Origin of the sequence: Kiloniella sp., assembly GCF_965205715.1 — a bacterium.
In the GTDB taxonomy this organism is placed as follows: domain Bacteria; phylum Pseudomonadota; class Alphaproteobacteria; order Kiloniellales; family Kiloniellaceae; genus Kiloniella.
The window spans coordinates 631,340-644,218 of the sequence record NZ_CBDBHW010000013.1 but is presented as its reverse complement, the minus strand read 5'-3'; the positions used below and the strand labels follow the sequence as shown (position 1 = coordinate 644,218).

The 12,879-nt window shown below is 46.9% G+C and carries 11 protein-coding genes; 4 read left to right on the top strand and 7 right to left on the bottom strand.

Features of this window, described 5'->3' with window-relative positions; translation table 11 throughout:
• Positions 1 to 16: 16 nt before the first annotated feature.
• From gcvT to ACOGW3_RS14310, 4 genes are all read left to right on the top strand, one after another.
• Positions 17 to 1,120, top strand: coding sequence for a glycine cleavage system aminomethyltransferase GcvT (gene gcvT / locus ACOGW3_RS14325; protein WP_419903598.1), 1,104 nt, complete (start codon positions 17 to 19; stop codon positions 1,118 to 1,120).
• Positions 1,121 to 1,224: 104 nt separating this feature from the next.
• Positions 1,225 to 1,602: a glycine cleavage system protein GcvH gene (gene gcvH, locus ACOGW3_RS14320; RefSeq protein ID WP_419903597.1), complete on the top strand. Its 378-nt coding sequence runs from the start codon at positions 1,225 to 1,227 to the stop codon at positions 1,600 to 1,602.
• 106 nt (positions 1,603 to 1,708) lie between these two features.
• Positions 1,709 to 4,597, top strand: coding sequence for an aminomethyl-transferring glycine dehydrogenase (gcvP, locus tag ACOGW3_RS14315; protein WP_419903596.1), 2,889 nt, complete (start codon positions 1,709 to 1,711; stop codon positions 4,595 to 4,597).
• Between the two features lie 322 nt (positions 4,598 to 4,919).
• Positions 4,920 to 5,684: a class II glutamine amidotransferase gene (locus ACOGW3_RS14310; RefSeq protein WP_419903595.1), complete on the top strand. Its 765-nt coding sequence runs from the start codon at positions 4,920 to 4,922 to the stop codon at positions 5,682 to 5,684.
• Positions 5,685 to 5,761: 77 nt separating this feature from the next.
• Here the strand turns inward: ACOGW3_RS14310 and ACOGW3_RS14305 are convergent, their stop codons facing one another.
• From ACOGW3_RS14305 to ACOGW3_RS14275, 7 genes are all read right to left on the bottom strand, one after another.
• The gene (locus ACOGW3_RS14305; protein ID WP_419903594.1) at positions 5,762 to 6,250 is read right to left on the bottom strand and encodes a F0F1 ATP synthase subunit B; all 489 of its coding nucleotides are present in this window, start codon (positions 6,248 to 6,250) and stop codon (positions 5,762 to 5,764) included.
• A gap of 2 nt (positions 6,251 to 6,252) precedes the next feature.
• Positions 6,253 to 6,744: a F0F1 ATP synthase subunit B' gene (locus ACOGW3_RS14300; protein ID WP_419903593.1), complete on the bottom strand. Its 492-nt coding sequence runs from the start codon at positions 6,742 to 6,744 to the stop codon at positions 6,253 to 6,255.
• A 118-nt stretch (positions 6,745 to 6,862) separates the two neighbouring features.
• Entirely contained in the window at positions 6,863 to 7,090 is a 228-nt protein-coding gene (locus tag ACOGW3_RS14295) for a F0F1 ATP synthase subunit C (RefSeq protein ID WP_020591043.1), read from the bottom strand.
• Between the two features lie 69 nt (positions 7,091 to 7,159).
• Complete coding sequence (locus tag ACOGW3_RS14290) at positions 7,160 to 7,870, bottom strand: F0F1 ATP synthase subunit A (RefSeq protein ID WP_419904059.1); 711 nt, start codon at positions 7,868 to 7,870, stop codon at positions 7,160 to 7,162.
• A gap of 41 nt (positions 7,871 to 7,911) precedes the next feature.
• Positions 7,912 to 8,256, bottom strand: coding sequence for an AtpZ/AtpI family protein (locus tag ACOGW3_RS14285; protein ID WP_419903592.1), 345 nt, complete (start codon positions 8,254 to 8,256; stop codon positions 7,912 to 7,914).
• Positions 8,257 to 8,521: 265 nt separating this feature from the next.
• Positions 8,522 to 12,016: a chromosome segregation protein SMC gene (gene smc / locus ACOGW3_RS14280; protein ID WP_419903591.1), complete on the bottom strand. Its 3,495-nt coding sequence runs from the start codon at positions 12,014 to 12,016 to the stop codon at positions 8,522 to 8,524.
• A gap of 174 nt (positions 12,017 to 12,190) precedes the next feature.
• A complete protein-coding gene (locus ACOGW3_RS14275; protein ID WP_419903590.1) occupies positions 12,191 to 12,808 on the bottom strand; it encodes a DsbA family protein in 618 nt (205 codons plus the stop codon).
• Positions 12,809 to 12,879: the final 71 nt, after the last annotated feature.

Genomic DNA, 12,879 nt, shown 5'->3' with positions numbered 1-12,879 from the left:
GTTCTGGAGCTTGGTAATGTCGGAAGATCTTAAAAAAACACCCCTTTATGACCTGCATGTGGAACTGGGTGCCAAAATGGTTCCTTTCGCAGGTTATTCCATGCCTGTTCAATACCCTGCCGGTATCATGACCGAGCACAAACATACCCGTACTGCAGCGGCTATTTTTGATGTGTCTCATATGGGTATTGTTCGTTTGATGGGCGAAAATGCGATCCCGGCACTTGAAAGCCTATTACCAGCCGATTTAGCCAATTTGGCCGAAAACTCAATTCGCTATAGTTTCTTCACCAATGAATCCGGTGGCATTTTAGATGATCTTATGATCACCAAAGTGCCCGGTGGATTAAGCTTGGTAATTAACGCTGCCTGTAAAGACGCAGATATTGCTCATATCAAATCCAAAATTGGCGATCAGGTTGAAGTTGAAGTCGAGTACGATAATGCGTTGATCGCTCTTCAGGGGCCAAAATCTGTTGATGTTCTGGCTCGTTTTGATGCCCGCTGTGCCGATATGAAGTTTATGACCTTCATGTCTTTGGAAATAGAAGGTGTCAGCTGCCAGGTAAGCCGTTCGGGTTACACAGGTGAAGATGGTTATGAAATCGCAATTCCTGGCGATAAGGCTGACGGCATTGTTCGCCGCCTGCTAGAGGAACCTGAAGTCGAAGTTTCTGGTCTTGGAGCGCGTGATTCTCTTCGCATGGAAGCCGGGCTTTGCCTATATGGCAACGATATCGACACCACCACGACACCAATCGAAGCTGGTCTTATTTGGGCAATTCAAAAACGCCGCCGTGCCGAAGGCGGCTTCCCCGGTGATGATGTCATTTTAAAGCAAATCGCTGATGGCGCTCCGCGTCGGTTGGTTGGCATTCTCCCTGAAGGGCGTGCACCGCTTCGCGCAGGTGTTGAGATTGCGAATGCCGGTGGCGAAGTTGTTGGAAAAGTTACAAGTGGCGGCTTCGGCCCATCTGTTGGTGGCCCCATTGCTATTGCTTATGTCGCTTCTGATTACAAAACGCCGGACACTGCTTTGAACGCGTTGGTGCGCGGTAAGGAAATGCCTTGCCGTGTCGTGAAGATGCCATTTGAACAGAAAAGTTATTTCCGTGGGTAAAGTCCCTTTGGACTGAATTTCTGAGGGAAATACCCTCTATAAAACAGGGCTACGTCCCAATTTCGAAGCCCGTAAATAAAAATGTAAATTAAAGGATCAGGATTATGAGCGAAGTTAAATTCAGTGAAGACCACGAATGGATCGTTGTTGATGGAGACATTGGCACGGTTGGGATCACAGAATTTGCTCAAGAGCAGCTCGGCGATGTTGTCTTCGTTGAAGTTCCAGACGAAGGTAAAGATCTCGAGCAGGGTGATGAAGCTGCAGTGGTCGAATCAGTGAAGGCTGCGAGTGAAGTTCTTGCCATTTGTGATGGTGAAGTAATCGAAGGTAACGAAGCATTGGCTGATGAGCCAAGCCTAGTGAACTCTGCTCCTATGGGCGAAGGTTGGTTTTATAAAGTTAAAATTTCCGACCCTGCACAGCTCGAAGAGTTGATGGACGCGGACGCCTATAAAACTTTCGTTGAAGGCCAGGGCTAATACGTCTGGGTACCCCGTTTTATTGAAAGATTGCACTAACGAGTGCGTTTGATTGATACCAGCCCCTCTGGGGCTGGGCATTTGTCTGATGATTAAGGAATTCGCCATGTCTGATACAAAAATGTCTCTTGTGGACTTGGAACAGAAAACGGACTTTGTTCGTCGCCACATCGGTCCTAATGATGCTGAGCAGATCGAAATGCTAGCACTGCTTGGTCTGGGATCTCTGGAAGAGCTTTCCGACAAAACTGTACCAGAAGCAATTCGTGAGACAGATGCTCTCGCCATGGAAGGTAGTCAGACAGAAGTAGATGTGCTGGCACATGCTCGTTCGCTTGCTGAGAAGAATAAAGTCTTCAAATCTTTCATTGGTATGGGGTATTACGGTACACACGTTCCAAAGGTTATCTTAAGAAACGTTTTGGAGAATCCTGGTTGGTATACGGCTTATACGCCATATCAGGCTGAAATTTCCCAAGGGCGCCTAGAGGCGGTTTTGAATTATCAGACCATGATTAGTGACCTCTCAGGTATGGAGTTGGCCAACTCTTCCATGCTTGATGAGGGAACTGCCGCAGCCGAAGCGATGGCTTTCTGCCGTCGGGTAGCCAAAAGTAAAGCGACCGTATTCTTCGTCGACCAGGATCTTTTACCCCAAAGCATTGCCGTGATCAAAACGCGTGCTGATGCTCTTGGATATGAAATTGTTGTTGGTGATCCGCGTAAGGATCTTGACCCGACGGCTGTTTATGGTGCTCTCTTCCAATACCCAGGGGTTTCTGGACGGATTGATGATTATAGCGACCTCATCGCTGCTATCCAAAGCAACAAAGGCCTTGCTGGTTTGGCTGCTGATTTATTGGCACTGACCCTTATCAAGAGCCCCGGTGAACTCGGTGCTGATTTTGCCATTGGCTCAGCGCAGCGTTTTGGGGTGCCGATGGGATTTGGTGGCCCGCACGCAGGATATTTTGCGACGCATGATTCTTATAAGCGTTCAATTCCAGCGCGTCTGGTTGGCATGTCGGTGGATTCTCATGGAGAACCTGCTTTGCGTATGGCTCTGCAGACTCGTGAACAGCACATTCGCCGTGATAAAGCGACAAGTAATATTTGTACTGCTCAGGCTCTACTCGCCAATATGGCAGGGTTTTATGCAACGTATCATGGGCCAGAAGGCCTTAAGACTATTGCGCGTCGGGTATCTCGCCTAGCATCCATTTTTGCTGCTGGTCTTAAAGCTGGTGGTATTGAGCTTCTGCATGAAGCATTTTTTGATACCTTATCGATTAAAGTTTCTGGTAAAGCCGACGATATCGCAGCGAAAGCGCGCGATAACAAGATGAACCTCCGGGTTATCGATGGTGATACATTGGGCGTCTCTTTTGACGAAACTTCAACTCGCGAAGATATCGATGTTCTCTGGTCTATCTTTGGTGTTGATGGTCAAACAGTAGCAGCACTAGATAAGACAACTGACAGTAATCTTCCGTCGGCGCTTACGCGGCGTACTGATTTTCTCACCCATCCGACGTTTAACAGCTATCACTCAGAAACTGAGATGATGCGTTATTTGCGGAAGTTGTGTGATAAAGACATCGGCTTGGATCGCGCGATGATCCCATTGGGTTCATGTACAATGAAACTCAATGCTGTGACAGAAATGATTCCTATCACCTGGCCAGAGTTTGGAGAAATCCATCCGTTTGTTCCTCTCGATCAAGCTCAAGGATACGTTGAGCTGATTAAAGATCTTGAAGATATGCTGGTTGAGGTCACAGGATATGACGCAGTATCTCTTCAGCCAAATTCTGGTTCTCAGGGTGAATACGCAGGTCTGCTTGCTATACGTAAATACCACGAGAGCCGCGGTGATTTCCAACGTAACATTTGCCTGATCCCTGCATCGGCACACGGTACGAACCCGGCGTCTGCTGCGCTTGCTGGCATGAAAGTTGTGGTTGTCAACTGTGACGATGAAGGTTACGTCGATAACGAAGATCTTTATGCGAAGGCTGAAAAGCACCAGGAAAATCTCGCAGCGGTGATGATTACTTATCCTTCTACGCACGGTGTGTTCGAAGAAGAGGTGCGTAAAACCTGTAGCATTGTTCATGATTTCGGTGGTCAGGTCTATGTTGACGGCGCAAACATGAATGCGATGGTTGGGCTTGCCAAGCCAGGACATTTTGGTGGCGATGTGTCTCACCTCAATCTGCACAAAACATTCTGCATTCCTCATGGCGGGGGTGGCCCGGGTGTCGGTCCAATTGGTGTTGGTAAACACCTCGCTCCTTTCTTGCCAAACCATTCGCTCGTTGCAGAAGCAGGTCCTGAAACCGGTCAAGGTGCCGTAACGTCGGCTCCTTGGGGCTCTGCCAGTATTCTGCCAATTACCTGGAGCTATCTAAAGCTTATGGGCGCTGCTGGTTTGAAAAAAGCCACCCAAATGGCAATCCTGAATGCAAATTATTTGGCAAAACGCCTCTCTGATCACTATCCAGTTCTTTACAGCTCAAAGAACGGTATGGTGGCGCATGAGTGCATTATCGATGTGCGCCCGATCAAAGACGATATCGGTGTTACTGTTGATGATATCGCCAAGCGTTTGATTGATTATGGTTTCCACGCACCGACAATGTCATTCCCTGTGCCGGGTACTCTAATGATTGAACCTACTGAATCAGAATCAAAGTACGAAATCGATCGTTTGGCTGATGCCATGATTGCTATTCGTAAAGAGATCGGTCGGGTTGCTTCGGGTGAACTGCCACTGGAAGACAATATGTTGTGCAATGCACCACATACTGCGGCATCCATGTTGTCTGAGACTTGGGATCATCCCTATACACGCCAAGAAGCTGCATATCCTGTCGAAGCTTTGCGTGATGGTAAATATTGGGCACCAGTTGGGCGGGTCGATAACGTCTATGGTGATCGAAACTTAGTTTGCTCTTGCCCTTCAATCGAGAGCTATCGAGACGCGGCCGAATAGGTCGCTACAGCGGATAGACCAGATGAGGCCATTGCTGGGTGTCTCATTTATCTGATCTCTCCGTCCTCATAGGGCGCGTATGTTAGGCAAGGGACGGCTTAACGTACTTGGAAAGGGGCCGCACCCCATTCCCGCCCATTGCTGGGACTGGAGTTCGCGTGTAAACGCGAACTCCTTTTTTTATTTTATTGCCACCAAGATGTCTATTGCCGATTTAAGGAATGGGAGTACCATGGAGGCATTCCCCATATCAGTTGCCGTTCATCACCTCTGAAAATTATGGGGTTACTCTTATATCAATTAAATAAGTTGGAGCGTTTTTATGTGCCGCTGGCTCGCCTATTCCGGAGATGAAATTTTTCTGGATGAACTACTTTTTAAGCCTGAAAATTCTTTGGTAGAGCAATCTCTACATGCAACCGAGGCTAAGGTAGCAACAAACGGCGATGGTTTTGGGGTCGGGTGGTATGGTCAGAAAACTGTACCAGGTTTGTATCGTGAAATTATGCCAGCCTGGAATGACTGTAATCTCCAACATCTCGCTACTCAAATCCGGTCTTCTCATTTCTTTGCACACGTTCGTGCTTCTACAGGAACGGCAACATCCCGGGCTAATTGCCATCCGTTTGCCTATAACAATTGGATGGGGATGCACAATGGACAGGTCGGGGGGTACGAACTCTTTAGGAGGTCACTCGAATCACATATTACGGACGAACACTACGCCAAACGTATGGGGACGACTGATAGTGAGGCCTTGTTCTATATGTTATTCAATTTTGGTCTTGAGCAGGACCCTCTCAAGGCAATTAGAAAGATGGTTGAAACAGTTACCAATCTACAGCACAAATACGATATTAAAGAAGCATTCCGTTGTACCATGGCAATAACCGATGGAGATCGATTGTATTGCCTCAGGCATTCAAGTGACCGTTTTGCACCGTCATTGTACTGGCGCAATCAAGATGGGCGCCTGGTCGTGGTTTCTGAGCCTTTAACCGATGATCATACCGATTGGAACAAGGTTCCTGAATCTCATATTCTGATTGCTGATAAATCACACGTCCAAGAAATTATATCGCTTTAGATCGAACCCAAATTATATCCACAAAAAAACCGGCTCGAATGAGCCGGTTTTTTTTGACTGTTCTATAGAGTTATAGATCAGTCAAATTTGTCACCAAGTGAGCTGATAGAATCATCTAGCAGCGCTTTGGATTTTGCCTTGGTCATGCTGCTGGCCAGAATGTTTCTGGTTGCCGCAATTGCAACTTCAACAGCTTGGTCACGAACTTCATTCAAAGCTGCTTGCTCTGCTTGAGAGATCTTGTCCAAGGATTGTTGTTCTTGGCGCTTGAGGGATTCTTCAAGATTCTTGGCAGCTTCAACCTGGAGGCGTTGTGCTTCCTGTTTAGCGTGCTCAATAATCTCTTCAGCTTCACCTAAAGCATCACGTTGCTTGCGTTTGTATTCAGCAAGAGTCTTTTGGGCTTCTTCGCGAAGGTTCTGTGCTTCATCAAGCGTCTTGCGAATTGCTTCACCACGTGCATCGAGGCCAGCAATAATGCCCTTGCCACCCTTTGATACAACGAGTGCAATAAAAATGAAGAAAGAAACGCCAACCCAAAATCCGGGATTACTCAAAAATTCCATGACTAGCCTCTCTCTCCCAGAACTTCGTCAACAGCTTTGCTGACTTTGGTCTCGGTTATATCAGCACCAAGGAGTTTACCCGTTGCTGCACTAGCGACTTCAACGGCTACATCTTTGATGTGGCCCATGGCTTCGCTGCGAGCGGCATTGATTTTGTCTTCAGCAATCTGAGTTTTTTCTGAAAGTTGTGCATTAAACTCAGCCTGACGCTTTGCGCCTTTAGCTGCGATTTCATCTGCAGATTCTTTCAGAGATGCAATAGCAGAAGCACGTGCATCAGCAATAGCTTTCTGATAATCCGCGAGGACTTCTTCAGCTTCTTGCTTTAAGCGTTCTGCTTTTTCCAGATCGCCAGTAACTCTATTTTCACGTTCTTCCAAAATGGAAGCAAGACGCGGCAAAGCAAGTTTCGCCATCAGAAAATAGAGACAACCGAAGGTAACAACCAACCAAAAAACCTGGCTTACCCACGTGGATGGATCAAATTGTGGCATCGTGCTACGCGCCCCGTTCTGTTAACAACGTCGAACCAGATAAAAGTCTGATAGGCCGACACTCAAATTAGCATACTAAAAAGAATGCCAGAGTAATCGGCCTAACAATCTGTTTCGATTAAGCTACGAACAGAAGGATCAGAGCAACTAGTAGTGAGAACAGTGCGATAGCCTCAGTAACAGCAAAGCCAATCCAGATGTTCGCACCGATTTCGTCTTTAGACGCTGGGTTGCGAGCGATGGCCTGAAAGTAGCTAGCCCATACGTTACCAACACCAACACCTGCACCAATCATACCTAGAGTAGCAAGACCAGCACCAATGAGTTTTGCAGCTTCTGCTTCCATAATTCTCGAGCTCCTTATAACGCTTGTGCGTTAGATAGATAAATAAAGTGACGATTACTGATTTGGATCTTAGTGCAGATGGATCGCATCATGCAGGTAGATACAAGTCAGGATAGTGAAGACGTAAGCTTGTAACGCCGCCACCAAGAATTCCAGTGCTGTAATGCCAACCAGAACGGCAAGAGGTAAAACCCCAAAAATACCGAGCATGATTACAAAACCGCCGATGACCTTTAGTAGAACGTGGCCAACAACCATATTTGCAAACAGTCGAACAGACAGACTGATAGGTCGTGAAAGGTAAGAAACAAGTTCAATCGGGATCAGGATAACCGCTGTCCACAATGGCGCACCATGTGGGAAGAAGAGGCGTAGAAATCCAGCTCCGTGACGGGCAAAACCGATTACAGTTACAGCCAGGAAGATAACGATTGCCATAGCAAAAGTAACCGCGATGTGGCTGGTAAAGGTGAACGATCCCGGCACAAGACCGATGATGTTTCCGAAAAGGATAAACATGAAGAGGGAGAAAACAAACGGGAAATATTTGCGACCGGCCGAACCGACGTTGTCCCGGAGAAGGTTAGCAACCATCTCGTAGCTCATCTCAGCCATGCTCTGCCAACGACCAGGAACAAGAGCCCGGCCGCGGGTTGAATAGACAAGAAAACCTGTGATTAGAATAGCTGACAGCACCATAAATAGGGCTGAATTGGTAAAGGAGATATCGTAACTACCTAGTTGAATTGGTAAAAGCGTATTTACCTCAAACTGGTGCATTGGGTCGATTGAACCTGATGCCACGAGCCTTCCCCTCTAAATTACTCTGCGTCATCTTCGCGATCTTCGCGAAAATGCTTCTTGTTTTCTAACTGTTTAGCGACCCTTACCACATTGACGAAGGCCGCCCCGATACCCAGGAAGAAGAAAATTATCATCAACCAAGGTTTTGTCCCTAACCATAAATCGAGATAATAACCTATCCCGAAGCCCATGATCAGGGCTGCAACTATTTCTACCGATATGCGGAAACCTACCGCCATACCGCCGGCTGCCTCAGCTCGGTTACTGGATGCAGGCTTGTTTACCTGCTCTTGACGCTCGCGAGCCGCGCGCAGTCTTTTATCCAGGTCCGTCAAAGACGAACGATCTTCAGGATCCGGCATAATTTAAGCCTCCCTGATAGCTACTAATTGAGCTGAAGTAGCACCTGTTAAACGCGGGCGCAACATACTGGTAGGTTCATGGCTATGTCAAGAGAGAAACCGCCCTGTTTTCGCCCTAATTCCGGATAGCATGCACGGTAAATTTTCCGCAATTGCTTAGAAGGGGTTGTGAGCGTTGGAATATGTAGAGGTAAATGCTTGATGAATATAGATACTTGGAATTTGCCTTGAGAACCTTTGAGGCAAATTTAATTTTTAATCTTTATTAGACTTCCTTTTTATTATCAATCAGTTCATCTGCAGCTTCCAAATTAACTGAAACCAGCTGACTGACACCTCTCTCACTCATTGTTACACCAAAAAGCCTATGGACCCGTGCCATCGTCATTCTGTGATGAGATATGATCATGAACCTTGTGGACGTACTATGGATTAATTCTTCTACAAGTTTACAGAACCGATCGACGTTGGCGTCGTCAAGGGGGGCGTCAACTTCATCCAGGACGCAAATGGGTGCCGGGTTTGTCAGGAACACGGCAAAAAGAAGTGACAGAGCTGTGAGAGCCTGCTCCCCTCCTGATAGTAAGGACATGACTTGAAGACGTTTGCCTGGAGGGCTGGCCATTATTTCCAGACCGGCCTGAAGTGGGTCGTCGGCCTCTGTGAGGGCAAGGTGAGCCCTGCCACCACCGAATAGTCTTACAAATAAATCTGAAAAATGAGCATTTACGACATTAAAAGCCTCTAAAAGTCTCTCTCTGCCTTCTTTGTTAAGGTCCGCTATGCCTTGCCTTAGTTTACTAATGGCAAGGATCAGGTCTTCTTTATCGCCATGCATCGCGCTGATCTGGGTGTTGAGTTCTTCTGCTTCTTGTTCAGCTCGTAAATTAACCGGTCCCATATTGTCGCGCTCGGATATCAGGCGCGCATGTTTTTTTATAACGACTTCTTTAATGGGGAGGTCATCGCCGAGTTTAATTTCAGTAATAGAGAGTATTTGTTCTAAAGAGCAGTTCAGCCTTTCCCGGACACGATTGGTGAGAGCTTCAATGGCCTGATTGGCTTGTGCAACATTGGATTCTGCTCTGATCATTGTTTCTCTCGCCTGAAACAGGTTGTGTTCAGATTCTCTTTGCTGTTGGTCTGCCTCAATTTGTTGCAGTTCTGTATTCCGCAGCTTTTCAGCTGCCTTTTGTTGTTTTATCTCTGCTTCTTCTAATGAGTTTTTTAATGCTGCTCGCTGTTTTTGCAGTTGTTCATGCTTAACTCTCCATACTTCTATTTCAGATTCGGCCCGTTTTATTCGACTGTCGATTTCGCTAAGATACTGCTTGGCTTCTTTTGTGCGTCGAGACCAAGAGGCCAATTCTTCATTTATGCTCAAAAGTCGACGGCTTCGAACATCTGAACCTCGTTTTACTTGCTCCAGATTTGCCCTGTTTGATGCTAATTCTTGTCGATAAGTCGAGAGCTTTTGCCGTAATTCGGTCACTCGAAGTTTCTCTGTCTCGAAGTCGGGAAGGCTAGAGAGTTCACTTATAGCAGTATCGTTGTTTTTGATTGTTTCTTGATGTTCCTGCCTTGAATGCAGCAAGCTTTCTTCAGCGGTTTTAAGTTGGAGTGAAAGGTGTTCTCTTTTTTGTGTCAGCTCTACGAGCCAGGCTCTTTTGTCTGTCGCATCACTAAATGACTTATTAATTGTGGTTTGGTTTTCTTTTTCTTTTACTGTTACTTTTTCTAAATCTCTTTTTGCTGCGGTGTGATTATTATTTGCTTCTTTATAAGCTATATCTGTGGCTTGTTTTTGCCTTGTGAGCTCCTGTAATCGGTTCTTCTGCTCTAACCTTATTGATGCAGGTGACGGTGCGTCATCGCGAACAGTTAGCCCATCCCATCTCCAAAGCGTGCCTTCACGTGAAACCAATCGCTGCCCCGGAGCAAGTTTGGTGTAACTTGCTTCTTCAATATACTTGGTCTTGACCAAACCAATCTGTGACAGGCGAGTGTGGAGGCGCGGTGGTGCCGTGACAACATCGAGGAGAGGTGGGATGCCTTCTGGTAGCGGGGGAAGGTCTGTCCGCAAGGGCAAATCATGCCAATGAGCAACGGCCTCTTCCCGTGATCCGGCATTCAAATCTTCGCCTAGGGCCGCCCCCAAAGCTTTTTCGTACCCGGGTTCTACAGTCAGTTCATCCAGGATAGGGTCTGAAACACTGCTGCTCTCATCGTGTAGCAATTCGGTAAGAGCACGGACTTCAGCAGTAATCTTGTGATGTCTGTTTTGTGCTTCTTGAAGAGTTTGCCGAAGGTGCTCTTCACTTTTGCGGTGATTTTTCAGTGCTTGGTTTAGCTCAGTGCTCTTATCTTTTGATCGTTGAAGTGAGGTTTCAGCCTTCGCTAAAAGGGCGGCGGCTTCTTTGATTTCTGTCTCATCCTCCTGCTTAGAAGAAAGCTGGTTGTACTGAGTTTCTTGTCGTGTGATGAGGATCTGCTGCCGTTTTATCTGTTGGGAAAGTTCTGATCGGCGGCGGTTTAGAGCAGAAGAACGTGCTTCGTTTGCAGCAATTTCTGTACTGATTTTGGTAATCAGCTGGTCTGTTTCAGCGACTTCTCTTGATCCTGTTTTGCATTTCTCGTCCAAATCCTTTTGGTCTTGTACGTTTGTTTTGTTTCTCTCTGTAATTTCATTTTGCTCGTTCTTTAAGCTGTCTTCGGCTTCAAGAGCATCACAGTTGATGCTGATTGCACGAGATCGATCCTTGTTTAATTGTTGTAATCGATTCTGGGTTTGTAAAAGAGAGCTTAGGGCCTGTTCTTCTTCTTGCTGAAGGTTTTCCTGACTTATTAGTAATCTTTGAAGTTTTGTGGCTTCGGTGGATTCTGCTTCGCGAAGTTTTGGCAAGGTTGCACTAATGTTGACTTGAATTGTCGATTTTTGAGCTGTTAATGAGGTCTTCTCAGAGACATCTTTTTGGGCCGAACTCAATTGTTTGTCAGCCTGGTCGAGAGTGATTTTGGCATCGAGGGATTCATAATGTAGGAGAATTGCATCGTGTTGGCGAATAAGCGCAGCTAAATTTCTGTATCGATTGGCTTGTCTGGCTTGTTTTTTTAGGCCGAGTAGTTGAGCGCCGAGCGTAACGAGGACGTCTTCTAATCGCTCTAGATTAGCCTCTGCTGCCCTAAGTCTTAACTCCGCTTCGTGTCGGCGAGAGTGTAGGCCTGTGATCCCTGCAGCCTCTTCGAGGAGGCCTCGGCGACTTATTGGTTTTGCATTGATGATCTCTCCAATGCGTCCCTGGCTGACGAGTGCCGTTGATTGTGAGCCACTAGCAACGTCAGCAAATAGGAGCTGTACATCCCGGGCCCGCACATCCTTGCCGTTGACTTTGTAGTTTGATCCGCTCCCTCGTGAAATGCGGCGGACAATTTCGATTTCGTCATAACTGTTGAAGGCGGCAGGTGCGGTACGATCACTATTATTCAGAAGCAGCGTAACTTCGGCAATGTTGCGAGCGGGGCGGGTGGCGGAACCAGCAAAAATGACATCATCCATTTCGCTGCCACGCATGCGTTTGGCAGATGTTTCCCCCATAACCCAACGCAAAGCCTCGACCAGATTGGACTTCCCACATCCATTAGGTCCTACGATTCCGGTCATGCCAGATGTGATCAGCAGTTCAGTCTGATCGACAAAGGATTTAAATCCGCTCAGGCGTAGTTTGTTAAACTGTACCAACGTTACGGATCTCCGGCTCAATATATATTGCCCGGATAAATTTAGCTCTCGGGATATATGTTGTTGTTTCGGTTGTCATTATCCAAAGAGTAACTTGATGAGCAGTACTCTGCAACCATGCGGTCAGAGCTTACTTTTGACACAAAAAAAGGCCCCATGGAATCCAAGGGGCCTTTTGTGAGAAGTGTGCCGCTTCTAGCTGGCGTCTTCGAGCAGATCATTCATGGCGTCGTAATCTCTGCCACCTGGATAAACGTCACCGTTTATAACAAAGCTTGGTGTTGAGTTGATACCGAAAACAGCTTTGCCGTCGCGTGCTTGTGTAATGATTCGATTGGCAATTTCTTCGTTGTTGAGGCATTCATCGAAGCGCTCTTTGTTCATGCCGGCGAGTAGAGCGATTTTTTGTAGCCCTGCCATCGGATCACCGCCAAAGGCCCACATTTGTTGCTGCTTAAACAGCAGATCCAGGAAGGAGAAGTAACGATCACCTTCAAAGCATTCGGCGATAATAGCGCCGCGTAAGGCAACACCATCCAGCGGCATGTGGCGATAAACCAATCTTGCTTTCCCAGTGTCGAGCCAATTTTTCTTAATGTCTGGCATAACATTTTGATGGAAGTTTGCGCAATGAGGGCAGGTCAGAGAAGCATACTCGATCATAGTGACGGGGGCGTTTGTATCGCCGAGGATGCGATCTTGATCGGTCACTTCACCGGCAGCAAAGGCTGGTGTGATTGATGTAAGAGATGCTGCAAGTGGAAAGCCTAAAGCAAACGTTGCGGCGTTACGGATAAAAAGCCGTCTGTTCATTGTCTGTTATATTCCTGAACTGCGAAGAGTCTGTGTTTAATTTTGTTGGCTCTTCTCCGCTTTGTTGAGTA

What these genes read in the sequence shown, in the direction of transcription:
- gcvT (WP_419903598.1), top strand. Translation starts at nt 17, where the DNA reads ATGTCGGAAGATCTTAAAAAAACACCCCTTTATGACCTGCATGTGGAA.
- gcvH (WP_419903597.1), top strand. Translation starts at nt 1,225, where the DNA reads ATGAGCGAAGTTAAATTCAGTGAAGACCACGAATGGATCGTTGTTGAT.
- gcvP (WP_419903596.1), top strand. Translation starts at nt 1,709, where the DNA reads ATGTCTGATACAAAAATGTCTCTTGTGGACTTGGAACAGAAAACGGAC.
- ACOGW3_RS14310 (WP_419903595.1), top strand. Translation starts at nt 4,920, where the DNA reads ATGTGCCGCTGGCTCGCCTATTCCGGAGATGAAATTTTTCTGGATGAA.
- ACOGW3_RS14305 (WP_419903594.1), bottom strand. Translation starts at nt 6,250, where the DNA reads ATGGAATTTTTGAGTAATCCCGGATTTTGGGTTGGCGTTTCTTTCTTC.
- ACOGW3_RS14300 (WP_419903593.1), bottom strand. Translation starts at nt 6,744, where the DNA reads ATGCCACAATTTGATCCATCCACGTGGGTAAGCCAGGTTTTTTGGTTG.
- ACOGW3_RS14295 (WP_020591043.1), bottom strand. Translation starts at nt 7,090, where the DNA reads ATGGAAGCAGAAGCTGCAAAACTCATTGGTGCTGGTCTTGCTACTCTA.
- ACOGW3_RS14290 (WP_419904059.1), bottom strand. Translation starts at nt 7,870, where the DNA reads ATGCACCAGTTTGAGGTAAATACGCTTTTACCAATTCAACTAGGTAGT.
- ACOGW3_RS14285 (WP_419903592.1), bottom strand. Translation starts at nt 8,256, where the DNA reads ATGCCGGATCCTGAAGATCGTTCGTCTTTGACGGACCTGGATAAAAGA.
- ACOGW3_RS14275 (WP_419903590.1), bottom strand. Translation starts at nt 12,808, where the DNA reads ATGAACAGACGGCTTTTTATCCGTAACGCCGCAACGTTTGCTTTAGGC.